The organism is Capillimicrobium parvum (genome assembly GCF_021172045.1).
GTDB classification, from domain to species: domain Bacteria; phylum Actinomycetota; class Thermoleophilia; order Solirubrobacterales; family Solirubrobacteraceae; genus Capillimicrobium; species Capillimicrobium parvum.
On sequence record NZ_CP087164.1, the window covers coordinates 1748168 to 1771898 of the forward strand.

Below are 23731 nucleotides of genomic sequence, written 5' to 3' on the forward strand. Positions count from 1 at the left end.
GCGCTGCTGTCCAAGCCGACGGGCGATGCGACCTGCAGCTCCAGGGCGACAGCAGGCCTGGGCCGGGTCACGCCGCTGGGGTGGTGGCCGCTTGGTATCCCAGCGGGAACGTCGCTGCAAGCCATTCGTGCACCGCCTCGGGTGAGGCCTTTCCGTTCTCCTTCAGAAGCTCGGCGATGTCGCGACCGGCGATGACGATGACGGGCTGGTTGTCCTCGTGGATCTCGCGCGACGGGTCGGGCCCGACGTATGACGTGGTGACGAAGACGCCGAAGTGCCGGTTCCTGAGGCGGGAGATTAGCCGTGACGTGGACGCGACTCCGCAGCCCTTGGAGGGCTCGAAGCACTTCGCCTCAAGGCTGAAGTCGAGTGGGACCTTTGCCTGGGGCGGACCAACGAACATCTTGCCGAACGCGTCCCTCCCCGAGTCTCGACTGCGGCGGGTTGCCTCGACGGAGACGTCTTCCTTGGCGGCCATCTTCCAGAGTTCGATCGCAAGCGCCTCGAAGGCGTGCGGATCGGGCTTGAAGTACTCGTAGACGGCTTGGACAAGCGCCGCGTCCTGGGTCGTCTGGGGTCGTTGCTCCGCCGTGGTTCGGTACGGCAGCGTGCTTGGGGACTCGAGAGGTCTGTACGTGCCTATCTCCACCCACTCGCGGAACGGTCCTGGACAGTGCTCGCCGAGGGGGTCGCCCTCCTTGAGCTCCGTGATCCAGGCGCGCGGGACGGTCGCGACGTCGAGGATCGTGAAGACCGCCTTGTAGTTCTGGAAGCGCTCGCCGGCCGTCGACCGCCAGACCGCGACGAGATCATCAAGGGGCGCGACGTCCGCGGCCCCTGGGACGGCGAGGCCAAGGAACTTGACATGTCGCCCCGGGCCTCGCTGTGCCTTCTGAAAGACGAGGAACGGAGGTACCACGCCGCGTTGCGGCGTGGCTGCGTGGATCGACTCGAAGACAAATCGCAGCAGCTCGTTCCCGCCTCGCTGTGTCGCGTGCAGAGGCGAGCCGGGCTTCTTGTTGTCGCCGTAGTAGGTGAAGAGCCCGGTGTTAATGTCGAGCCGGTCCGGCCAGTCGGGATCGGCCGCAGATGTGTAGAGAGCGGCCAGGCGATAGGTGTGCGAGTTTCGCTCGCCCTTGAATCGGAAGCCTCCTTGGTTCCCGACGGGCAGCAGCCTTGCAAGTGGGTCGTCGGACGCGTTGCCCTGCTCGCCGCCCTCGTAGACGGCATTCACGACAAGGTCGGCGTTGGCGAGGTCCGTGAAAGCAACGCGTTCGGTCATGGGCCCAGTATCCCTCGACGGTGGCCGATGCCGACTCGTCGCAGGCCCCGCGTTCGAGCGCGGAGGTCCGGCGAGTCGCCGATGCTCAAAGTAACCTTGCGCGATCGAAGGGGCTGCGCGCGTTCGGGGACCGGCGGTTGCCGTGTCAAGAGTCTTGCGCGGCTGTCGATCCGTCACTGAGATGAGCGAACACGGAGCGAGCGACTGGGGTTCAGCCGAGTGGTGCACGGCACTGGCTGAGCACTTCTTCCGGCCCGACGTGGCTCAGCTGCCCGTCCTGTTCTTCGTGGACGAGGACCTCCTTGCGGCGCTGCATCCCAGCGGCCGCCGGGATGCGGCCGTGGCGTGCCTCGGTCGCGCGGTCCGCTCCGGCCTAGCGGGTCCGGAGCCTCGCGGGTACTTCGACGGTTTCGAGCGACGTGGCCGGCAGTGGAAGCTCAGGGGCGCCGACGGGGCGCCCCCGTTCCTGCACCTGCTTGCGCTGTGCGTCCTTGCCGCAACCCGGATGGGAACCGGGTCGGTAGCGGCCACGAACTACCGGCATCACCTTTGTGCGCTGCTGGAGCTGGACGATGCGCACATGCCGGCGGGGTTTCGGGACTCGCTGTACTACCTGTGGGAGACCCTCACATGGTGGTTGGACGTGCACCTCGGCGGCGCGCTGGGGCTCTCGACGATCGTCGAGGACAAGCACTACACGCACATCGGCTATCCGATCTCGCAGACGCTCTTTCGCAGCGCTGACTCGCTCAAGCTGGATGACTTCTTCCGCTGGATCGCCCTGCGGCCCGGCGAGGCGTTAGACGAGGATGTCCTTGCTGCGCACTTCCGAGCATGGGCGCCAGGCCGCGGCCTCAGCGCGGGTGCGCTGCGCATGGTCTCCGAGGAGCAGTTCGGCGCGACGATCGCGCGCATCCTGGGCGGATTCGCGCGCACGTGGGATGGCACCGCCTCGCGAGCGGGCAACGAGCGGCGTGCGGTGCTGCGCGTGGTGATCAGCGCATACCCTCGTGTGTCGGTCAGCCTCATGGCGGAGCAGCCGGATGGCTTCCCGACTCGACTGCAAGGCCCCTTCGCTGGGCGCACGGTCACGGCCATGGCGCAGGACGGCGTCTTCACCCTGTCAGGCAGCGTCGAGGGCCGCATGCTCCTCAGGGGTCTCGTGCTCGGCTCGGGCGATGCTCGTCTGGTCCTGGCGGGCGGCGAGGTTCACGTGCTGCAGCTCGACCCAGAGCTCGGTGGCTGGGCCACCACCTCATCCATTGAGCCGGGCGTGCGCCATTGGCTGCTCGTGTCGCCATCGCAGTCAGATGACGTCTTGGCGCAGATCGGACGCTGCGCGCAGGAGCGGGGAGTCGAGACGGACGCTCCTGGAGCGCTGCGCGGGTGGACCATCGTCCGCAACGTGGTCTTCGACGACGCGGCGGCCCTCAGCGGTGTCTTGTCGAGTCAACGCCCGACCAACCGCCATCGCCTCACGCTGCGCGGCGGCTTGCCGCTGCGGGCGACAAGCTCCTACCTCGCGGGCGGCGCCCCGGACCTGTGGCTGCCCGTCGCGCCGAACGATGAGCCGGCGCTGACGCCACTGCTCGATGGGGATCGGCTCGACGTTCGAGGCGAGCAGGTCCGACTTGCGGATGTGATCGACGCGTCTGACAGCTCGACGCACGTGGTGAGCTGGGCCGGCACGACCCGGAGGTTCACGACGGTGGCATCGGCTGTGCGGTCGCCCCCGCCGACGCAGGTACCGGCGCACGGCGTGCAGGTCGACACTGACGGCAAGGTCACTGCGCATGAGCCACCGACGATCGATCCGAGCCTTGACGTCCGAATTCAAGGCGCTGTGGTCGAAGGGCCTGCCGTCCGGCCGCGGCCAGCACCCGTCCTGCTCCATCGCGGTGCCCAGCGGGCCTGGCTCCTAGGGTGCCATCCGGGCCAGGTCGACGAGGTTCAACCGCCGCGAACCCCAGCATGGCTGACGCGCGCGGGGTTGACGGACCGTCTCTACGAGGCGAGGGCGGCATTCGACGTGGCCTGGCTGGTTCAGCGGTGGACGCTCGCGCCTGCGCTCCGCATCCGGGCCGTGCTGGACGAAATGCCCAGCGAGGACGTTGGCGAGTCGGCGGAAGCTGTGGCGCTGTGGGCCCGTCTCCTGCTCAACGCGACGCTCATCGTGCGCGATGACGGCGCGCCGGAGCGTCTGGATCTGTACCGCGTCCTGGCCGACAGGATCTCGGACGACGCAGGCGTGGCATGAGCTACGAGCAGCTCTCCCAGTGGGTCGCTGAGATCGGCCACCACGACTTCGAGCGCTTCGCCGAGGCCCACGCCTGGGCGACGCCTGGCAGCCGCAAGGAGTCCCCATTCGCCGCGCTTCGAGAGCTGTCAGCGCTCGCTTGCATCGAGGTCGACTGGCGGCGGCGGCGATGGGGCGCGGCGCCACCCTGCCTGACGTTGCTGCCCGACGCCGCCGGACACGGGCTGCTGGTCGGAGCGCGCACCGCGCGGCTCACAAGCGAGGTCGACGAGCGCATCCAGGCCCACGACGCCATCGCCATCCCGGTCCGCCAGAGCCGGGCACCCGATGCCATCTTCATCGCGGCCGACTCGGAGCGAGCACTCATCAAGGCGGCGGCATCGCTTGACATCCCCTATGCCCATTCCGTCGTGGAGCGCCTCGCAGCTGTCCTGCCCGATCTGAACGCTCACCTCGCAACCCGACGAACCCCGTCCATCGTCATGCACTACGGGGTCGACCGCTACGACATCGATCGGCAGTGGCTCCCGGCCGAGCGCGATGACAGCCCCGGGCTCTACCTCTACGAACGCTCGGGGCCAAGAACGATCCACTTCGTCGATGCCGACGGCGCCCGGTATGAGACCGACCTCGCAGTCGGAGCGTGGGCTGAGGCACGAAGGCTCGGCAGAGACGACCTGCTGTGGTGGCGGCCCGATGGGGTCAACGGGACGCTGGACGTGCCGATGTTCCTGCCGCTTCCGTCGCTGCACGCGCGGGCCGCGACGCTGTGCAGCGGCCTGTCGAGTGAGTACGACAACGGAAGCCAGCTGTACGCCAACGTCCCAGAGTGGCTCGCACGGCGGATCGCCGCCGATCTCGAGCAACGCCTCGTAATCAAGTAGAAGTAGGCGCTAGATGCAGCTTGAGCAGACCTTCCAGGCCCTTCGCGAGGGTCTGTTCCGGTACTACGACACCCCGTTCGCGCTGCGCAGCGATGTGCTCGAGCAGGAGCGCCGCCAGCTGCTGGATCGAGACGGCGTGTCATGGCGCAAGCCGTTCGTTGAGCCGATCCGGGACTGGAGGAACGCGCCGGGGTCCATCGCTGAGGCCATCTCAGAGGCTCGCGGCCCGGCGGGCCTCTCAGAGCTTGTCTCGGCGGGCCTGATGGAGGGCGTGCCGTCCCTTCGCCTCCATCAGCAGCAGATGCTTGCCTCCGCCATGGCGGGACGGCATTCCGTCGTGACGGCTGGCACCGGCTCTGGCAAGACGGAGGCCTTCCTCCTCCCGATCTTGGCTGACCTTGTCCGCGAGTCGGCGGGCTGGACGGACCCCGCCCCGGTCGGCGAGGACTGGTGGACGTCGAAGGGGCCGTGGCGAGCGCAGCGAGGTGAGGGGGACGGCCGGCCGGCAGCGATCCGGGCGCTGGTCATGTATCCGATGAACGCGCTGGTCGAGGACCAGCTTGTCCGCCTTCGCCGGGCGGTCGACGGGCCGGCGGCGCGGGCCTGGCTCAAGCAGCACCGCCCAGGACATCGGTTCTACTTCGGGCGCTACACGGGCCAGACGCCGGTCTCCGGCAGCCGAGAGAGCGATACGGCGGTCGATCTGCTTCGCAGGAGCCTCAGGCTGCTTGACGGGAGGTCGCGCAAGGCCTCCGCGATGGAGGAGGCTGACCCGGATAGGTATGGCGGGGTGTCCTACTTCGTGCCGCGCCTGGATGGCGGCGAGATGCGGTCGAGGTGGGACATCCAGGAGGCACCGCCCGATCTCCTGATCACGAACTACTCGATGCTCAACATCCTGCTTCGACGCAAGCGGGATGAGCGACTGTTCAGGGCCACCCAGGAATGGTTGGAGCGCGACGACAGCGTCTTCACGCTCGTCATCGACGAGCTGCACATGTACCGCGGCACGCAGGGAAGCGAGGTCGCCTACCTGCTCAGGAACCTGCTCGATCGCCTGGGACTCATCGACCGGCCCGAGAAGCTGCGGATCCTGGCGACGAGCGCCTCGCTCGAGCAGGAGCGAGACAGAGGGTTCATCGAAGGGTTCTTCGCGCAGCCCATCGACCGCTTCGACATCTGGGCTGGCGAGGCAGAGCCGCTTGGCGACCCTCCGGCTGACCTCTCGCCGCACCTGGCGACCATCATGTCGGCCTCGGAGCGGGACGACGAGGAGGCCCGGACCCTCGCACTGCAGCTGCGTCTACCGGCCGCGATCACCGATATGTGCAAGAACGACGACGGCGGTGCGGCTGCCCGCAGCGTCACCGACCTCGGCGAGGGCCTGTTCCCGACCATCCAGGACGAACACCTTCGGGAGTCTGCGGCCTACGCCGCCCTCAACCTCGCGGGCCACGCGGGGATGCGCGTCCGTGGCCACCTCTTCCTGCGGACGGTGCTCGGGGTCTGGGCTTGCTCGAACCCTGAATGCAAGCCTGGGCACGCGGATTCGCGACGCAATATCGGGACGCTGTACGACCAGCCTCGCTACCGGTGCGAGGAGTGCGGCGCCCGGGTCCTCGAGCTCCTCTACTGCGAGACCTGCGGTGACGTCTTCCTCGGGGGCTACACAAGCGAGGAGCAGGACATGCTGGCATGGCACCTGTTCCCTGACTCTCCAGACCTTGAGGGCATCCCAGAGCGCGCACGGCTGGCGAAGGACCCGACGACGTTCCTGCTCTACTGGCCACAGCGCGAGGACCCGGCGGTCCCCTACAAGCATGGGGCGCACTGGGAGCGCGGGGCGTACCGGTTCGCGTTCCGACGATCTCGCTATGAGCCCATGTCGGGGCGTGTCCAGAATCAGAAGGTCGGCGCGACCGGCTGGACCTTTCACGTCACGTTGAAGGACGGAAGCGATCCAGACGCGACCGCCCTGCCGAAGGTCAATCCGCTGCCGATCTTCTGTCCGAGCTGCGGCGATAACTCTGAGCGGTATGCCTTCGGCCGGGAGGCCCGGGCCGTCGAGGATCGCTCGCGGACGCATTCGTCCATCCGAGCGATGGGCATGGGCTTCGAGAAGGCCAACCAGGTCCTGGCCGACGAGCTCATGCGACAGATGGGCGACCGCCGCAAGCTCGTGCTGTTCTCCGACAGCCGCATGGACGCCGCCAAGCTGTCCGCCGGGCTTGAGACGTCTCACTACCGCGACCTGGTGCGGCAGCTGCTGTTCCAGTCGATCGCGGATGAGGCCGCCAAGACCGGCATGGTCGAGCTCGCGCTGGCTCGGGCGACCGGCGCAGACACGTCCGCTCAGGCGACCGAGGCGCGACGGTGGCTGAGGGCACAGGAGCCGCAGCACGCGCCCCTGATCGAGGACTACGCGCGCGACGACATCGACGATGAGGCCGACGCCGCTCTGGCCGAGCGGATACTCACGCGCCTGCGATCGCCGGCTACCCCGCTGGCCACCCTCTCGCAGGCCGTGACCGACAAGCTGCTCCTTCTCGGCGTCAATCCCGGCGGACCGGCCTACGACCTGTCTGGCTTCGGGCCCGAGGACAACCGCAAGCCGTGGCACGAGATCTACGAGTGGGCAGCTACGCCTCCTCGGTCGAAGCACCCGGACGACCTCAGCGAGGATGGGCGTCGCCTCCTCGCGGAGATCAGACGCCTGTCTCGAGAGGAGGCCGTCAACAGCATCTACTCGGGCGGTGGTCGTGATATCGAGTCGATCGGCCTTGCCTTCACGACGCTCGATCCGACGACCACGCTCTCGGTGCCTACGGGGATAGACGCCGCCATCTTCCGCGACATCCTCAGCGGGGCGATGCGCATCCTCGGCGCGCGTCGGCGCTTCATCGGCATGCGTGATCCCGACGACGATATGCCCACCAACCTCCGGCGCTGGCTCAAGGAGGTGGCGGCAGCCCAACAGGTTGACGAGGAGGTGCTCGGACTGCGCGTCGCGGAGAGCCTGGCTGGGGGGGTCGACCGGTGGCTCATCGAAACGGGTGCGCTCTGGCTCGCCCCGGCTGGTGAGTCCCAGTGGCAGTGCCCGACGTGCCTGCGTGTCCATCTCCATTCGGCCGGTGGCGTCTGCACGTACTGCCGAGGCCGCCTCGGTGCGCCTGAGGAAGCCACGGCCAGCGACGGCAACTACTACGCCTGGCTGGCCAGCTCCGGCGGACACGCGTTCCGCCTGCACTGCGAGGAGCTGACGGGACAGACAGGCAGGTCCGAGTCGGGCCGGCGCCAGACGGCGTTCCAGGGGATCTTCCTCGAGGACGAGCTCGAGCGGGTCGACACGATCGACCTCCTGTCGGTGACCACCACGATGGAGGCAGGCGTCGATATCGGCAGCTTGCGCGCGGTGATGATGGCCAACATGCCTCCGATGCGCTTCAACTACCAGCAGCGCGTTGGACGGGCGGGACGGCGAGACGATCCGCTCGCGCTAGCCCTGACCATCTGTCGCGGCAGGAGTCACGACGACTACTACTTCGATCACCCCGAGAAGATCACCGGGGATCCTCCGCCCGAGCCGTACATCGACCTCTCGCGCCCGGACATCCTCAAGCGCGTGCTGGCGATCGAGGTCCTGCGACAGGCGTTCAGGCAACTCGGGATCGAGGACGATGCCGCTGAGCTGGGATCGAACGTCCATGGTCAGTTCGGGGTGGCAGGCGACTGGCGGTCGAAGCATGAGACCTACGTTCGAGACTGGATCGCGCATCACGGCGAGGATGTCGATCGCTGCCTCGACGCCCTGCTGAGTTTGACGCTGCTCAAGGAGCAGCGACCGATGCTGCGAGAGTTCGTGGCAGGCGAGATGCTGGAGCGCATCGGCGAGCTCGCCGACGCGGCGCTGGCCGCGTGGGACCTGAGCCAGGTGCTCGCCGAAGGGGGCCTCCTGCCGATGTTCGGCTTCCCGACGCGGGTGCGATACCTGTTCCACGGACGTCCCACGGGCTACCCCTGGCCGCCAGCAGCGACCGTGGATCGCGACCTCGAGATCGCCGTGAGCCAGTTTGCCCCGGGATCGGAGACGCCGAAGGACAAGGCCATCCACGTTGCCGTCGGTGTTGCCGCCTGGGACGCAATCGGGGGACGGGCCTTCCAACACCCAGACCCGCTCGGTCCCCGCGAGGATCTCCTCTACTGCCGCGACTGCCTCCATCTGGAGCCGGCCGACGGCCGGGACCCGACCGCGTGTCCCGTCTGCGGCAAGAGCGACCCGGTCTTCTCCAGAATCGACCTTGCCCAGCCGCTGGGATTCCGGACAGACTGGAGCCCCCGCAACTACGACGGTCGGTTCGAATGGCGTCCGGCAGCGTCACCGGGGCGGCTGTCACCAGGCGAGGCGAGGGGCGGCGCGAGCGTCGAGAACCTCGAGGCGCGGATCGGCTCTGACCGGCTGTACGTCGTCAATGACAACGGGGGGATCGGCTTTGAACTGGCGCCCGCCAGGAACCCAAGGTTCAACGGGCTCTTCTCGGTCGAGCTGAAGAACGACCCCTCGCACCGCGGGCTTGACATCCCTGCCCTGGCGGAGGAGCAGGCGGTGAACGTGTCGTTGGGCTCTCGTCAGGTCACCGACACCCTGCTGCTCGCGGCGGGTCAGATCCCAGAGGAGCTGCGGCTCGATCCCAGGACGGTCGCCGGGAAGGCGGCGCTCTACTCCGCCGGCTTCCTGATCCGCGAGTCCGCCGCTCGGCAGCTCGACGTCCAGGGCCGCGAGCTTCGCGTCGGCCTGTGGTCAGAGCCGCAGCTCGGCAGCGACCCACGAGGTTGGATCTTTCTGGCTGACGCACTGGAGAACGGAGCCGGCTACTGCACGCATCTCGGAGAGCCGGATCAGCTCAGGAAGTTGCTCGCGTCTGCTCGTGCCTACGTCGAGGAGCTTGCCGATGACGTCGACCATCCGTGCGACTCGTCCTGCTATGACTGCCTGCGGTCCTACGAGAACCAGGCCTACCACGCGCTGTTGGACTGGCGCCTGGCTCGCGACTGGCTTGACCTCATCGAAGGGTTGCCGCTGAACGTCGACAGGTGGTCTCAGACGGAGGAGCAGGTCGCGCGGAGCTTTGCCAGCGCGTTCGACGCGAGGCCGGCTCAGGTCGCCGGGGGCGTGTGGACGTGTGAGGCACAGGACCACCGTCTAATCGTCGTCTCGCATCCTTTGGAGGACGATCGCGAGGACTGGTGGTCAGAGCGTCTCGCGCGGGCTGTCGCCGATGCGGAGGACCGGGGACTGATCCCGGAAGGAGGCGCGGCGGAGTGTCGCTCGTCCTTTGACCTCCTACGCAGGCCGGGGGCGGTTTTCGCAGGCCTGTGAGCGCACCGGTCGTTCAGAACCTTCCGAGCGTCTCGCCGTCAGGTCTGCGGGGCTTGCGCGAATGCTTCCTGAGGGTCGCCTTCGCTCAGAGTTCCACAGGACCTGCACCGCCCGGCGATGCGCAGCTGATCGGTCAGGCGGTGCACGCCACGCTAGCTGCCCTGGTCGAGCCGGGCCCGCCGTTCGACGAGCGGTCCGGCTCGCTTACCCGGACCTTCGAGAGCGCCCTCACCGACCTTGCCGGGCCACGGCCGGTACGTCGGTCCCGCGTCGCTGCCGCGCGCCTGACGAATGTCGCGAGTCGCGCCGTCTCCCTGGTCGTCGAGGCAGGCGAGCCAGTCGAGCTTCGCTGCGAGCAACTGCTTGAGAGTCACGCCGGGCGTATCAAGGGGATCCTCGATCTCACAATCAGATCAGCGGTACTGCATGCCGTCGTGGACTACAAGACCGGCACCGTCCTAGACGACGAAGGCGCGCTGGCGACCCACCTGCAAGATCAGCTCGCCCTCTACGGCGTGCTTGAGGAGGCGCGAACGGGCCACTGGCCCGATCGCGCAGTGATCCTTCGCTTCGGCGGCGCACCAGTGGAGTGGAAGGTCGACCGGACACGGTGCGAGGAGGTCGTGCAGGAGGCGCTCGAGCTCCGCGCCCGCTACCTCGACCACCTCGGCAGCCGACCGCCCGCCTCTCCAGCTCCGAGCGTGTACCGACACTGCTCGTTCGCGCCGCGATGCGAGGCGTTCTGGGACGCGTTCACCGACGAATGGGCCGCCCCGCTCGCTGTGCGAGGACGGGTGGTGTGGTCTGAGCGAAGCGCTGCGGGCGGGCTGACCGTGAAGCTGGAAGAGGTTGAAGGTGTGTGCGAGGGGCACGCCGCGGTGCAGGGACTCGCCGAGCCTGAAGGTCGGGAGATCAAGCCGGGTGACACGCTCGCGCTCGTTGGACTCTGGATCGACCGCGACCAGAACCTAAACGGGGGCGCTTCAACGAGGATATGGGTTTCGGCTTCCTGAGCGTGAGCACCGTTCGTGACTTGCGATGCCTGGGGCGTCGACGTTGCGCAACGCGGAGCCTCATTCCGACCGTTTCGCGCGGACGCAACGGGTCGACAACCGGCCGCGGTAACGCCCGTTACGCCGTCGGCGGATCAATCGGTAGGAACGTGTGGTGCTTCTCATAGAACCAGTGCGCTATCACCAACGAACCCAGTCGCGGCGCGGCAGCCTAGACGGAACGCTCAGCGTTTGCCAGCGCTGAGCGCTCGGTGACCAGTCTGGTGATGGCCCGAGCAACGGTCGTGGGATCCTGATGCTCCCAATAGCGAGCCACGATCCAGCCGGCGTTCGCCAGCGCTCGGTCCACTCGACGATCACGTTCAACGTTGCGTTGCAGTTTGGGTGCCCAATACTCCTGATTCCGCCTTGGGCGCGTGCCGTGTTCTGGGCACACATGCCAGAAGCAGCCGTCGATGAAGACCGCAGTGCGCGACCGAGGAAAGGAGATATCCGGTCGGACGCTGAGTCCGTCCGCTAGTCGCAGCGGTCGATCGACGAAGAACCTGAGGCCGGCGCGATGAAGTAGCGACCGAACTGCGACCTCGGGACCCGTATCCCTGCGGCGGTTCGCGCGCATCCGTATCGAAGTCGCCTCGTCGGCAGGCTGTGGATAGCCAGTCATTGCCGAGTGCCGGCCTTGATCTGTACCCCGCGGGGACCCTGTCCCGGGCCCGGATGGTCGTCATGATCCCCCCGCAAAGCAAGGTATCGAGTGGGCACTGGGGCGGGCACCTCGGCGGGCGGACAGTCGTGTCGCTGCCTAGGGAGACTGGAGGGCACTCCGAGGTCCATATGTCCAAGCAGTTGAGTTCTGATTGCTAGACCGAGTACCTCGCCGAGGGCCACCGGAACCGCGTTTCCTATCTGTCGGCGCACGGATGTGTAGCCGCCGGAGAACCGGTGGGTGTCGGGGAAGGTCTGTAGTCGGGCCATCTCGCGAGCGCTGAGCCTGCGATTGCGCCAATGAAACGGTCCGGTCGCCGAGCCCGGTTGCGCCTGGATAGTCCAGGAAGGGCGATCCTTCGCAAGCTTCAAGAGGAATGACCAATACTTACGGCGCCATCCAAAGAGAGGCTCTCCATCGCCCTTGCGCGTGTGGTGCAGGTAGTTGCGGCCCTCCGGTATCGATGGCAGGAGTCCGGCCCACTGCCCTCCGGCGGCTAAAGCCGGGTCCCAATCGTCGCTGTCGAGGTCTGCGAGTGCATCCCAGGCAGTCGTGAACCGAGGCGCGCCGTCCGGCGCGCTCCGTCCGTGTGTCGCTTGCGGTGCAGCAAACTCGAGACCACTGCGCTCAGCGAGCACGAAGACTCGCTCCCGCCTCTGGGGCACGCCGAGGTCAGCAGCGTCTACGTGGATGATGGACGGTCTATAGGACGTACCGTGCCGGCCGTTGACGTCCTCAAGGACACGTGCGAGGAGTTCGACGGCTTGCTCTTCGGTGCTGCCGGCCCGCGGCTTTGCAACGAGGCCCTTCACGTTCTCGAGCACCATCACTCTCGGCAAGGCTGCATCCAGAACGTCGAAATACGCGTGTAGCGTGCGTGCTCTCGGGTCGCTCATCCGCGCCGGGGTCCCGTTGCTCCACTGCCCTGACTTAGAGAACGGTTGACACGGCGGACCGCCTGCGACGAGTGTCACCTCGCCAGGCTTGAGTTCGAACTCCTCCAAGAGGCGCTTCACGTCTAGTTTCTCGGCATCGCCCTCGCTGGCTACTCGCCAGGATGTGTTATCGGCGATCGTCCGGCGACAGTCCCGGTCCCGCTCGACACACCCTGCGACGTGAAACCCGGCTGCCTCGAGGCCGAGGTCTAAGCCCCCGGCGCCAGTGAAGAGCGACAATACGTTCACGCGCCGGCATCACATCACGAATCCCGGACGCGTGCTGAGAGCACGGTAGCGAGCTGACATGACGGCTGATGGGCTGGCGCCCCGCCGTCGAGGCGCGGTCATGGATGCAGCCAGTCGCGCGCAGCTTGCTCGGGCGCACCGATCGCGGCGTACCCGCCAGACCCGAGTGTCCGCGCGTGTCTCGTCCGACGGTGGCGACGCGGACGGCGCAAGCGCCCCTTCCACCTGGGTGCAACTGTGTGCGCGGCTGCGCGAAGCGCGTTGGGAGGGACGTTGCTGGGAGCGGCGCAGCGGTGAGGCGGCGTGAGGCAGGCGTCCGGCGGGCGGTTGCGGGTCGCGTGTAGTGGCCGGGAGGTTGGTAGCGAGGGGCGTGGATGGCGCCGGGTCGGGATGCGGGTCGTCGGTCGTGTGGTGAGCGGGGTGGTGTGGACGGGTCGCGGCGTCGTGGTTGATGGCGGGGTGCGTGTCGCGGATCGTCTGAGTGCCCGGCGGGCGGGCATCTGAGATTGCCACCGCTGGAATGCGCTGATGCCTATATCCTCTCCTTAAGAGGACGAGTTTTTCGATGCCTACGCTCCTCATCACCCGCAATGAAGCCGCCCAGCTCAGTGGCGCCTCGGCCGCGACCGTCAACAAGGCGATCGAGCAGCGTGTCGTGGCGATCAAGTCGGTCGGCAGCGCCTCACTAGTCGACGCTCGCGATGTCGGCGCGCTCACGCTGTTCGCTGGACTGCGCTTTGGGCTGCCGGTCATCGAGAAGCGCCGGTTGGCGCGGTGGCTGCGCAACGCGCCGCTCGGCGACGAGACGGCCCTGGGGACGGGGGTGATCGTGCGCAAGACACCCGAGCTTGAGGAGGCGATGGAGGACGCGCTGCGTTACGCACGCCTCAAGGAACGGTTCTTTGAGACCAGCCTTGATCGCCAGGGCGGCGAGCCGGTGATCCGGGGGACCCGCGTGCCAATCAGGGGCCTGGCCAGGCAGATTGAGGCTGGCGAGGGTCTTGCCGTGCTGCGCGAGCAATACGAGGGCATGGATGAGGACGCGTTTGAGTTCGCGGTCCAGTGGGCCCGGGCGAACCCCCGGCGGGGACGCCCAACCCGAGAGGCCGCTTCCAACGGCTTCGGTGAGCCCGCAAGTCGGCAGGCGCACATCGCTCGTCGTCGTCGCGAGCTGGCGCACGGGTGAAACTGTGGGTTGACGCTTGCTTGACGCCCACTCTTGAAGGCGTCGCGCATGGGCGCGGCTACGAGGCGACATCGAACCGCCGGCGCGGCTTGCTGGCCGCGCCGGACTCGGAGCTCTTTCCGATCCTCGTCGCCGAGGACTGGGTCCTCGTGACGAACAACGAGATCGACTTCCGCAGGCTCGCCGTCGCCCACGAGTTGCATCCTGGCCTTGTCATCCTGCCCCAGGGACGGGTCGACCAGCAGCGCACCTGGCTGCAACGCGTGATCGACTTCATCGAAGCCCGCTCCGGGCAAGACGGTGAGGAGCCGTGGGCCTGGATGACGTGCCGCATCGTGACGTTCGACGACGAGGCCGAAGAGATCCACGCAGCGTGGCTTCCCGACCCGCTGCCGTGAAGCGCGGCATCTGGGTCGGCGCGGACACCGGGGTGCTCGAACGATTGTCGAGACCCGGCGGGGTGGAACCTCCGAGCGCCGTCCCAATCGTCATGGAGGACCTGCTCCGACCCACGGAGGTTGCGCGCCTGCTCGGTGTCTCGCGAACCTGGCTGTACGACGCCGCGAAGGTCGGTCGCGTGCCGTCGGTTCGCATCGGCGGCCCAGGCGGTCCGCTCCGGTTCGTACGCGCGGACCTCGAAGCTTGGCTCGACGAGGCTCGCGCCGCGTGGCGGCCCGGCGACAGCAGCGCCGCCACGTTGCTGCGCGTTGCCGCCGAGCATCAGGACGGCCTACGCACTGCCCCAGATGACCGACTCGGTCGCCGCGGCCGCACCACGCAGAAGCGTGGTCTCCAGGTGGCCGTAGAACCGCTCCGTCGTCGTGATGGACGCGTGACCAAGCTGTCGCTGGACGTAGACGAGCGGCTGCCCCGTCGTTAGCCAGGCCGCCGCGGCCGTATGCCGCAGGCTGCGCAGAGGCATGTCGCGCAGGCCCGCATCCTTGAGGGCGTGCTTGTGCCACTGGCGCGACACCGTGCTGCGGTCGAAGTGCTCGGCCGGCGACGTGCTGGGCCAGCGGCCGGGCCCAACGAAGATCGGATCCCGCGGCGCGCATCGGGGCGGGCGCAGCTCGCGCAGGACCCCGGCCAGCCGCGGCCCGAAGTCCACCGCCCGGGAGCGGTCGCTCTTCGTCGAGCCAACCCCGGAGGCCTTGCGCGAGCGCATGACCCGGATCGCGTTGTTGGCGAAGTCGACGTCCTCCCAGACCAGGGCGACGGCCTCGCCGATGCGCATCCCCGTCGCGATCAGCAGCTCCGCCAGCGGCCGATACAACTCGCTGCAGCTGTCCAGGTAGATCGGGATCTCCTCCAGGCGCAGGTAGTCGCGCTCCATATGGTCGTCAGGGAGGCGCTGGACGGCGCGCGCAGGGTTGGCCGGGACCAGGCCGTCGCGGACAGCGTGGTTGAGGCAGACCGTCAGGACCGTGAGCGAGTTGTTGATCGTCTTGGTCGCGTAGCGCTCTTGCTCGACCAGCGAGGCCAGCCAACTCTTGATCGTGGCCGTGTCGAGCTTGGTGAGGCGGATGTGGTCGAGCGGGACCATGCGCTTGACGCCGTGCAGCCGGTAGCGTTATGGGTGCCGGCCTCCAGGTACGGCCGGCGCTCACGCAGCCAGCGCACGTAGAACTCGCCAAAGGTCTCGCGCGATGGCGGCGCGACCTCGCCGCGTGAGACCGCGACGATCATCTGCTCTCGCGCGCGTCTGGCGGCGCGCTGGCTCGTGAACCCGCGCTTGGTCGCGCTGCGTCCGTTGGCGGATCGGTACTTGAAGTAGAAGCGCGTTCCCTGCGCTGTTTCGTAGGCGTAGATGCCTCGCTCGCTGCCCATCGTTGCTCCTCGTGGGATCGCCGTTTGTTCTCAAAGGCGTTCTCACAACAGACGGAAGCCGAGGAGGGCAACCCCCGAGCAACCCGTGCCGGCAAACAAAAAGCCCCGTCAGAGCGGGGCTTTTCGTCTATGCGCCGGAGAGGACTCGAACCTCCACGAGCTATTCGCTCACAAGGCCCTCAACCTTGCGCGTCTACCAATTCCGCCACCGGCGCTCGAGGGCGCAGCGAGCATAGCGATGTTGCTTCCGTCCACACCCCGCGCTACCTTCACGAACACATGTTCCCCCTTGACCACCACCGGCCGTGAGGAGCGCGGAAGCCATGGATCTCACGAAGCGCCAGCAGGAGATCTTCGACTTCATCAAGCAGTACTCGAACAAGCACGGCTATCCGCCTACGGTCCGCGACATCGGCAAGGCGGTCGGGCTGGCGTCGTCGTCGACGGTGCACGCGCATCTGGCGAACCTGGAGCGGATCGGATTGCTGCGGCGCGATCCGTCGAAGCCGCGCGCGATCGAGCTGCTCGATCGGGCGGTCGAGGGCGTCAAGAGCCTGGTGACCCCGTCCGAGGGGCTGCCGCTGGTCGGCTCGGTCGCGGCGGGGCAGCCGATCCTCGCCGAAGAGAACATCGAAGACCACATCCCCGTGCCCAGTGAGGCCGGGGGCAGCGCCGGAGAGTTCATGTTGCGCATCCGCGGCGACTCGATGGTCAACGCGGGGATCCTCGACGGCGACCTCGTCGTCGTGCAGCGCCAGGACACCGCGTCCGATGGCGAGATCGTGGTCGCGCTCGTGGGGGAGGAGGCGACCGTGAAGCGCTTCTTCCGGGAGGACGACCACATCCGGCTGCAGCCTGAGAACGACCACATGGAGCCCATCCGCTCGCGCGAGGTGCAGATCGTCGGGAAGGCCGTGGGACTGTTGAGGCTCATGTCATGAGCACCGCGCTGAGCCTTCTGGACCTGATCGAGCGGCCGTCGATCCTGGACGTCGATCGTGATGGGCGCGCGGGCGTGCGCGTGTACGAGCGCGATGGCGGCCGCGAATCGTCGCCCGGATGCGAGCACGACCGCGTGCGGCGTCCCGAGATCGGGCGTGAGCGCAGCGATCGTGGCGATCGGGCCGTGCCCGCGGTCGGAGGGGCGCCGACGCTCGACGATCTGCTCACGGGAATCTGGCAGACGATCGCGTCGGATCAGACCGCGACGTGCCCGCTGTGCCAGGGCGCGCTGGAGCCGCGATACAGCGCCGGATCGGTGCCCGTCGGCGGGCGCTGCACGAGCTGCGGTACCGAGCTCTCCTAGCCGCCGCTCTCGCGGCCCGGTCGGTGCTGCTCTGCTGCCGGAGAGACGCGCTTGCCGCTTGAGACGCCGCCCGCCGCTCGGGACGCCGCCCGCCGTTGGAGACGCGGCCCGCCGTTGGAGACGCGGCCCGCCGCTCGAGGCGCCGCCCGCCGCTGGAGAACTCGCGCCCGCAGCGCTAGATTGGACCTCGTAGACCAGGCAACCGCGGAGGGATCACCTTCGAGGAAAGTCCGGACATCACAGGGCAGGGCGGTCGCGGAGGCGACCCGGGGAAACCCGCGGGAAAGTGCCACAGAAATACACCGCCTACGTTCGGGGCTGCAGCTGCGTCCCGAGCCGGCAAGGGTGAAATGGTGCGGTAAGAGCGCACCGGCGTCGCGGTGACGTGGCGGCCAGGCAAACCCCGCCCGATGCAAGGCCAAGCAGGACCGTTCGCAGGCTGCCCGCCAAGGTCCAGGTCGGCCGCACAGATGGATGGTTGCCCACGACAGAATCCGGCTTATCGGTCTACTACGGAAAGGCCCCGCTCCGGCGGGGCCTTTCTATTGCTCGCCGACCCGACCCGACCTCCGCGGCCCGCAGCGCCCGCGCCCCCCCGACGCATCGATCTCGAGGGCGACATCATGGCGCGCCCGCGCGGTCCACGAGGCGGCGGTCGTCGCGATCCTGGACCCCGCTGGACCGAGTTGCCGCTCGCCCGCCAGGCAGGCGAGCGGGCCGCTCGCCTGCCTGGCGCTCGCCCCCCCCGGCTGCCTTCGATACTCGAGCAGCTGCGCGAGCACCTCGCCGGGCGCGTCACCGAGTGGTGGCTGCCCGACGAGGTGGTCTTCGTCGACGAGATCCCAAAGACGAGCGTCGGCAAGTTTCGACAAGAAGGCGCTACGTCCCCGGCTCGCCGAGGGGGACGCTCCAGCGCGCCCGGCTCGCCGACGGAGACGCTTCGGCGCCTCGGCTCGCCGACCGGACGCTCCAGCGCCCCGGCTCGCCGACCGGACGCTCCAGCGCCCCCGGGACGCCCGCCGCCTGAGCGAGCCGGGTCAGCCGTCCCAGGCCTGGACGCCGACCTCGCGCACGATGCGCCCGTCGCGCAGCTCGGCGACCGCGGCGCACAGCACGCGGGTGCCGTCCGGATACGAGCAGCGCACCGTGTAGCCGACCGCGTCCGGGCCGACCGCGACGCTCTCGACGCGGTGGGTCATGTCGCGGGCGTAGACGTCCTCGAGCGCGGCGCGGATCGCGTCGCGGCCGGCGATCCGGACCGGCGAGCTCGGTGGGTTCTGCGCGTCGACGCGCTCGATCGTCGCGTCCTCGGCGTAGAGGTCCATCAGGGAGGCGGCGTCGCGCGCCTCGATGCCGCGGCGCAGCGCGGCGGCGTCGAATGTGGAGGTGGTGGTGGTCATGGGCGCAAGATCGCGACCGCCCGTCACCGCTCCATCAACGCCGCGTGAAACGCCGCGGGCGCAGGCGTAGACTCGCGCAGTGCTGCAGGTCCGGCTCTTCGGGAGGCTGGAGCTCCGGGCGGGGGACACGCCCGTGCCCCTTCCCTTGAGCCGCCGTGCCTGCGAACTGCTCGCCTGGCTCGCGCTGAACCCTGGCGAGCACCCCCGCGGCATTCTCGCCGCCACCTTCTGGCCCGACGTGCTCGACACGAGTGCGCGCGCGTCCCTGCGCAGCGCCGCGTGGTCCGCCCGCAAGGCGCTCGGGCCCGCCGGCGATGCCCTGACCGCCACCCGCGACCGCGTCGGCCTGCGCTGCACCACCGATCTGCAGAGCTTCGACGAGCTCGTCGAACAGGACCGGCTCGACGAAGCGGTGGCGCTCTGCCGCGGCCCGCTGCTGGCGGACCTCGACGAGGACTGGATCCTGGAGGCGCGCGACCGCCACGCGCAGCGGCTCGGCGCCGTGCTCACCCGGCTGGCCGACGCGGCGCCGACCCCGCAGGCCGCCGTCGAGCTCGCCCGCCGGCGCCTGGCGCTCGACGCGCTCGACGAGGACGCCGCCCGCGAGCTGATGCGGCGCCTCGCCGCCGCCGGCGATCGCTCCGGCGCGCTCGCCGTCTACGACCGCCTCAGCGAGCGCCTGCGCGCCCATCTCGGCCTGGCGCCGTCGCCGCCGACGCGCGCGCTGTCCGCCGAGCTCCGTGCGCCGCCGCCCGAGGCCGAACCCCGGCCGGCCGCCGCGCCTCCGCCGCCCGCCCCGCCCGCGCCACTGCCGCCCGCCCCGCCCGCGCCCCCGCTCGTCGGGCGCGACGCCGAGCTCGCCGAGCTCCTGCGAGCCACCACCCCCGGCGCCCGCGCGGTCGCCGTCGTCACCGGCGAGGCGGGCATCGGCAAGACCCGGCTCGCGTCCGAGCTCCTCGCCGAGGCCGCCGCCGCCGGCGTCCGGACCGCTTCCTGCACGGCGCTGGAGCTCGGCGGCCCCGCGCCGTTCCAGCTGTGGGCCGAGCTCCTGCGCGACCTCGCGCGCACCATCCCCGCCCCGCCGCGGGACGCGCGCTGGCCCGAGGAGCTCGCCGCCCTCGCGCCCTCGCTGCCGATGCGCCTCGGGCGGACCGCCGCGGCCCCCGCCGCCGTCGCCCCGGAGCTCGCGCGCGCCCGGCTGTTCGAAGCGGTCGTCGACTGCCTCGAGCACGCGTGCGCCGACCGTCCGCTCATCCTGCTCTTCGAAGACGTCCACGCCTCCGACCCGCCGAGCCTCGAGCTGCTGAGCTATACGTCGCGCCGGTTCGACCGCCTCCCGATCGCCGCGGTCCTCACGCGCCGCCAGGTCCCAGCCCGAGCCGACCTCGACGCGCTCCTGCACGCCCACCGCGCCCGCGGCGGAACGGTCACCGAGATCGCGCTGCCACCGCTGCGACGAACCGACGTGGACGCGCTCATCCGTCAGGTCGCGGCGCTAGACGCCCCGGCCCGCGACCGGGTCGCCGGCGCGGCCGACGGCAACCCACTGCTCGCGGTCGAGAGCGCGCGCGCCGCCGCCACCGGCCTGCGCGGTCCCGCGCCCACGCTTCAGGGCGTCGTCGCCGCCGCCCTCGGCCCGTTGCCGCCCTCCGCACGTCGCATCGCCGAGCTCGTCGCGGTCGCCGGCCGGCCGCTGAAGCACGCCGAGCTCGACGCGCTCAGCCCCCAGCCCGCCGACGCGCTCGCCGCTCTCGAGAGCGGCCTGTTCGCCACCGACCGCGCCGGCTTCGGCTTCCGCCACCAGCTCCTGCTCGACGCCGCGCTCGCCCAGCTTGCCGAGCCCCGCGCCCGCGAGCTGCACGGTGAGCTCGCCGCCGTCATCGCCGGCCCCGCCGCCGAGGTGGCGCGTCACCTCAAGGCCGCCGGTCAGGACGACGCCGCCGCCGACCGCCTCGCACACGCGGCGAGCGAGGCCCTCCGGGTGGGTGCCGTGGCGCAGGCCATCGCCTTCCTGCAGGAGGCGCTCGAGCTCCGGCCCGGCGACCCGGCGCTGCTGTTGGACCTCGCGCAGGCGTACGCGTACAACGGCCTGCGCACCGAGGCCGAGGAGGCTCTCGATCGCGCGCTGCGCCGGTTCGATCCCGCCGACCACGCTGCCCGCGGAGCGGCGCACCTGCGCGCCGCGCGCTGGTATTCGGGCGTCCTGTGCTGGCCGCGGCGGACGGTCGAGGAGGCGAACCGGGCGCTGGCCGAGCTCGACCGGGTGCCCGAGACCGCCGTCCGCACGATCGCCGAGGCGCTCGCCCTCGGTGCCTGGGCCGAGGCGGCCGCCGGCGATCCCGCCCGCGCCGAGACGCTGCTCGCGCGCTTCGCCGCCCTCGACGTCGACGATCCCGACGTCCGCTACGAGAACGCCAACGCGCGCGCCTGCCAGGCGATGCGCCAGGGGCGCCTCGAGGAGGCGATGGACCACTTCGCGGAGTGCATCGCCGCGGGCGGCGGGTCGCCCGACAGCGTCTACGCTGCGTGGTCGAACCGCGCCGCGCTCGCCGCTGCGCTCGGCCGAACCGAGGAGGCGCTCGACCACGCCGAGCACGGGCTCGACGCGGTCCACGAGCTCGGCGACCTCCCGCCGCTCGTCGGGCCGCTGCACGCCCTGCGCGCCACGCTGCTCGCGCGGATCGGCCGCTTCGACGAGGCCCGCACGGCGATCGCCGCCGAACGTGAGGCGGCCGAGCGCAGCAGCGCGCCCGCGCTGCTTGCGCTCGCCGACCACGACGAGGGCATGCTCTGCGCCGCCGCCCGGCAGGACGCGCGCGCCGCCGAGCTCCTCGCGCGGGCCCTCGATCACGACGCCGCGGTCAGCCGGCCGCTCGCCCGGCTCGCCCGTGCGGAGGCCCTCGCCCGGCTCGGTCGCGCCGACGACGCCGAGCGAGAGCTGCGCGCCGTCACCCTCGAGCCGGTCCGCGCGGTCGACCGGCCGCCGGTCCTCGTCGCCCGGCTCAGCCACGTGCAGGGCCTCATCGCCCTCGCCCGCGACGACATCGATCTCGCCGCACGCCGGTTCGAGGAGTCCGCGGCGGCGTGGCGGCGCCTGCCCACCGCGGGCGGCGGCGAGCTGCTCGCCAACCTCGTCGACCTCGGCCGCCCGACGCTCGGGCCCGTCGAGCCCGCCCGCGAGCTGCAGCGCGTCACCGACGAGCTGAGCCGCCTCGCCCCACTGCCCACCTGACCAACCTGACCTCCGGAGGCCGACGCACGATGCCCAGCTTCGACGACGAGACGACCACCACCGCCCAGGTCGAGGAGGTCTGGAAGCTGCTCTACGACCCGAGCCGCTTCCCGGAGTGGTGGCGCGGCGTGGAGACGGTCGAGCCCTCCGCGCCCGGCGGCGACGGGGACTACACGATGTACCCCGAGGGCTACCCCGACTTCCCGATGCCGCAGGAGCTGCGCGCCGACACGAGCGGCCACCAGGTGACGATCTCGTGCCTCGTCAGCGACCTCGTGTTCGCCTGGCGGCTGGAGCCGCTGCCCGGGGACGACGGCACGCGCATCGGCGTGCACGTCGAGATCCCCGAGCAGGAGGCTCACCGCCTCGATTCTCAGCGCGACGCGATCAGCGCCTCGCTGCGCTCGCTCGCGGGGCGCGCCGCCGCTACGGCCGCGCCTCCAGCACGAGGTTGAACGGGGTCTCCGCCACGCGGCGCACCCGCGACAGGCCGCCCTCGTTGAGCACCTCGGTCAGGCGCGCCTGGCCGGCCTGCGCGCCGAGCCCGAGCGCGACGTCCTGGCTGAGCGACGCGGGCGTGCAGACCATCGTCGACGCCGAGTAGAACACGCGCCCGACCGGGTTGAGGTTGTCCTCGATGCGGTCGCCCGCGAACGGCTCGACGACCAGCCACGTCCCGTCGTCGGCGAGCTGCGAGCGCACGTTGCGCGCGGCGCCCACCGGATCGCCCATGTCGTGCAGCGCATCGAAGATGCAGACGAGGTCGTACGGGCCCCCGGCGAAGCTCTGCGCGCCGGCGACCTCGAACGTCACGCGGTCCGCGACGCCCGCGCGTTCGGCGGCGCGGCGTGCGGCCTCGATCGAGGCCTCGTGGTAGTCGGAGCCGACGAAGACCGAGCGCGGGAACGCCTTCGCCATGATGATCGTCGAGGCGCCGTGGCCGCAGCCGATGTCCGCCACGCGCGCGCCCGCCTCGAGCTTGGCCTGCACGCCGTCGAGCGCCGGGATCCAGTCGGCCACGATGTGCGCGATGTAGCCCGGGCGGAAGAAGCGCTCGGTGCCCTCGAACAGGTCGTGGTCGTGCTCGTGCCAGCCGAAGCCCTCGCCGGTGCGGAAGCGCTCGGCGATGTGCGGCTCGTCCTTGATGAGCGCGCCCGCCAGCTGGAACGCCCCGGGGATGAACGCCGGGCTGTCGGGATCGGCGAGCGCCATCGCCTGCTCGGGCGGCATCCGGAACGTTCCGGCGCCCGCGTCGTACTCGACGTAGCCGCTCGCGGCCTGCGCGCACAGCCACTCGCGGATGTAGCGCTCGCGCGTGCCGGTGCGCTCGGCCAGCTGCGCCGGGGTGACCGGCTTCGAGTCGGCCATCGCCCGGTAGAGGCCGAGCTTGTCGCCGATGAGCACGAGCGGCGCGGCCGCGAGCGCGCCGATGTCGCGGACGAACTCGCCCATGAACGCCTCGAGCTTGGCCTCGTCGATCGGCGGAGTGGGGGTGGTGGTCGCCATGAGGCATCTCCCGTCGGTGGGTTGACGGCGGTCAGGATCGGCGGCGACCGTCAACCGGCCGTCAACCGCGCGTCAGCTCGTGGCGCGAGCGCCGCGCGACCAGATGTCCGCGCAGGCGTCGCATGTGCTGGCGGGGATGATCCCCGCGCGCATGAGCAGCGCGAAGACGCGGCAGCCGAGGCAGAGGCCGAACGCGGCCTCCAGGAACGCAGCGGCCGCCAGCAGGCCGGTGACGACCCACGCCGCGGTGGCGGCATCGAAGACGAACGCGAGCAGCGTGGCGGTGAGCGAGAAGGCGAGGCCCATGCCCTGGGCGAAGCGCTTCGGGGGGCCGGGGACGGGCCGCTCGGCGAACGGCAGGCGCGGCACGATCACCCGCGTGGCGAGCTGGCCGAGGGGCGACAGCGTCGGGCCGGTGGCGACCCGTGCCGCGAAGCCGTAGAGCAGGACGAGCAGCAGCCAGCGCCAGCCGGTCGCGATCGCGGCGACGCTCATGACGAGGACGCCCGCGGCCACCGTGCGCGCGGCGACCTCGTTGACCGGGTTCGGGAAGCGGAACACGACCTTGGAG

General features: G+C 70.0%; 17 protein-coding genes, 1 tRNA gene, 1 other RNA gene and 2 pseudogenes. 13 read left to right on the forward strand and 8 right to left on the reverse strand.

Going from position 1 to position 23731, the window contains the following annotated elements:
* Positions 1-67 precede the first annotated feature (67 nt).
* A complete protein-coding gene (locus DSM104329_RS08630) occupies positions 68-1282 on the reverse strand; it encodes a restriction endonuclease (protein WP_259315027.1) in 1215 nt (404 codons plus the stop codon).
* A 181-nt stretch (positions 1283-1463) separates the two neighbouring features.
* On the opposite strand from DSM104329_RS08630, the gene DSM104329_RS08635 reads away from it, so the two are divergent.
* The 4 genes from DSM104329_RS08635 (at position 1464) to DSM104329_RS08650 (ending at position 10813) form a co-directional block, all read left to right on the forward strand.
* Positions 1464-3539 carry a hypothetical protein gene (locus tag DSM104329_RS08635; RefSeq protein ID WP_259315028.1) on the forward strand — a complete coding sequence of 692 codons (2076 nt, stop codon included), beginning with the start codon at positions 1464-1466 and terminating at the stop codon, positions 3537-3539.
* 197 nt (positions 3540-3736) lie between these two features.
* Positions 3737-4423, forward strand: coding sequence for a hypothetical protein (locus tag DSM104329_RS08640; protein WP_259315029.1), 687 nt, complete (start codon positions 3737-3739; stop codon positions 4421-4423).
* Positions 4424-4436: 13 nt separating this feature from the next.
* On the forward strand, positions 4437-9800 hold the full coding sequence (locus DSM104329_RS08645; RefSeq protein WP_259315030.1) for a DEAD/DEAH box helicase: 5364 nt from the start codon (positions 4437-4439) through the stop codon (positions 9798-9800).
* Positions 9797-10813 (forward strand): PD-(D/E)XK nuclease family protein, encoded by a 1017-nt coding sequence (locus DSM104329_RS08650; RefSeq protein ID WP_259315031.1) that lies wholly within the window; start codon positions 9797-9799, stop codon positions 10811-10813. Before DSM104329_RS08645 ends, DSM104329_RS08650 begins: the two co-directional genes overlap by 4 nt.
* Positions 10814-11024: 211 nt before the next feature.
* Here DSM104329_RS08650 and DSM104329_RS29050 read toward each other — a convergent pair whose 3' ends face one another.
* Both DSM104329_RS29050 and DSM104329_RS08655 read right to left on the reverse strand, forming a co-directional pair.
* A complete protein-coding gene (locus DSM104329_RS29050) occupies positions 11025-11477 on the reverse strand; it encodes a very short patch repair endonuclease (protein WP_407655876.1) in 453 nt (150 codons plus the stop codon).
* Positions 11474-12703 (reverse strand): DNA cytosine methyltransferase, encoded by a 1230-nt coding sequence (locus DSM104329_RS08655; protein ID WP_259315032.1) that lies wholly within the window; start codon positions 12701-12703, stop codon positions 11474-11476. The genes DSM104329_RS29050 and DSM104329_RS08655 overlap by 4 nt, the downstream gene beginning before the upstream one ends.
* A 565-nt stretch (positions 12704-13268) precedes the next feature.
* On the opposite strand from DSM104329_RS08655, the gene DSM104329_RS08660 reads away from it, so the two are divergent.
* The 3 genes and pseudogenes from DSM104329_RS08660 to DSM104329_RS29055 all read left to right on the forward strand — a co-directional run.
* Positions 13269-13889 carry a DUF433 domain-containing protein gene (locus DSM104329_RS08660; protein ID WP_259315033.1) on the forward strand — a complete coding sequence of 207 codons (621 nt, stop codon included), beginning with the start codon at positions 13269-13271 and terminating at the stop codon, positions 13887-13889.
* Positions 13886-14287 carry a DUF5615 family PIN-like protein gene (locus DSM104329_RS08665; protein WP_259315034.1) on the forward strand — a complete coding sequence of 134 codons (402 nt, stop codon included), beginning with the start codon at positions 13886-13888 and terminating at the stop codon, positions 14285-14287. The genes DSM104329_RS08660 and DSM104329_RS08665 overlap by 4 nt, the downstream gene beginning before the upstream one ends.
* A gap of 92 nt (positions 14288-14379) precedes the next feature.
* Positions 14380-14535 (forward strand): annotated as a pseudogene (locus DSM104329_RS29055) (helix-turn-helix transcriptional regulator); the annotation flags it as partial.
* A gap of 84 nt (positions 14536-14619) precedes the next feature.
* Here the strand turns inward: DSM104329_RS29055 and DSM104329_RS08670 are convergent.
* Together DSM104329_RS08670 and DSM104329_RS08675 are read right to left on the reverse strand one after the other, a co-directional pair.
* Positions 14620-15432 carry a tyrosine-type recombinase/integrase gene (locus DSM104329_RS08670; RefSeq protein ID WP_259315035.1) on the reverse strand — a complete coding sequence of 271 codons (813 nt, stop codon included), beginning with the start codon at positions 15430-15432 and terminating at the stop codon, positions 14620-14622.
* A 414-nt stretch (positions 15433-15846) separates the two neighbouring features.
* Positions 15847-15931 (reverse strand) — tRNA-Leu (locus DSM104329_RS08675).
* Positions 15932-16039: 108 nt separating this feature from the next.
* On the opposite strand from DSM104329_RS08675, the gene lexA reads away from it, so the two are divergent.
* The 4 genes and pseudogenes from lexA to DSM104329_RS08695 all read left to right on the forward strand — a co-directional run.
* Complete coding sequence (gene lexA / locus DSM104329_RS08680) at positions 16040-16657, forward strand: transcriptional repressor LexA (RefSeq protein WP_259315036.1); 618 nt, start codon at positions 16040-16042, stop codon at positions 16655-16657.
* Positions 16654-17022 (forward strand): hypothetical protein, encoded by a 369-nt coding sequence (locus tag DSM104329_RS08685; protein ID WP_259315037.1) that lies wholly within the window; start codon positions 16654-16656, stop codon positions 17020-17022. Before lexA ends, DSM104329_RS08685 begins: the two co-directional genes overlap by 4 nt.
* A gap of 186 nt (positions 17023-17208) precedes the next feature.
* Positions 17209-17540: RNase P RNA component class A (gene rnpB / locus DSM104329_RS08690), an RNA gene on the forward strand.
* A gap of 105 nt (positions 17541-17645) precedes the next feature.
* A pseudogene (locus DSM104329_RS08695) lies at positions 17646-17837 on the forward strand (hypothetical protein); the annotation flags it as partial.
* A gap of 222 nt (positions 17838-18059) precedes the next feature.
* Here the strand turns inward: DSM104329_RS08695 and DSM104329_RS08700 are convergent.
* Positions 18060-18422: a nuclear transport factor 2 family protein gene (locus DSM104329_RS08700; RefSeq protein WP_259315038.1), complete on the reverse strand. Its 363-nt coding sequence runs from the start codon at positions 18420-18422 to the stop codon at positions 18060-18062.
* Between the two features lie 133 nt (positions 18423-18555).
* On the opposite strand from DSM104329_RS08700, the gene DSM104329_RS08705 reads away from it, so the two are divergent.
* Both DSM104329_RS08705 and DSM104329_RS08710 read left to right on the forward strand, forming a co-directional pair.
* Complete coding sequence (locus DSM104329_RS08705) at positions 18556-21654, forward strand: AAA family ATPase (protein ID WP_259315039.1); 3099 nt, start codon at positions 18556-18558, stop codon at positions 21652-21654.
* Between the two features lie 29 nt (positions 21655-21683).
* Positions 21684-22109 (forward strand): SRPBCC family protein, encoded by a 426-nt coding sequence (locus DSM104329_RS08710; protein WP_259315040.1) that lies wholly within the window; start codon positions 21684-21686, stop codon positions 22107-22109.
* On the opposite strand, the gene DSM104329_RS08715 is transcribed toward DSM104329_RS08710, so the two are convergent.
* The gene (locus DSM104329_RS08715; protein WP_259315041.1) at positions 22081-23160 is read right to left on the reverse strand and encodes a class I SAM-dependent methyltransferase; all 1080 of its coding nucleotides are present in this window, start codon (positions 23158-23160) and stop codon (positions 22081-22083) included. The genes DSM104329_RS08710 and DSM104329_RS08715 overlap by 29 nt on opposite strands.
* Before the next feature lie 72 nt (positions 23161-23232).
* Positions 23233-23721, reverse strand: a complete 489-nt coding sequence (locus tag DSM104329_RS08720) for a DUF4395 domain-containing protein (protein ID WP_259315042.1) — start codon at positions 23719-23721, stop codon at positions 23233-23235.
* Positions 23722-23731 lie beyond the last annotated feature (10 nt).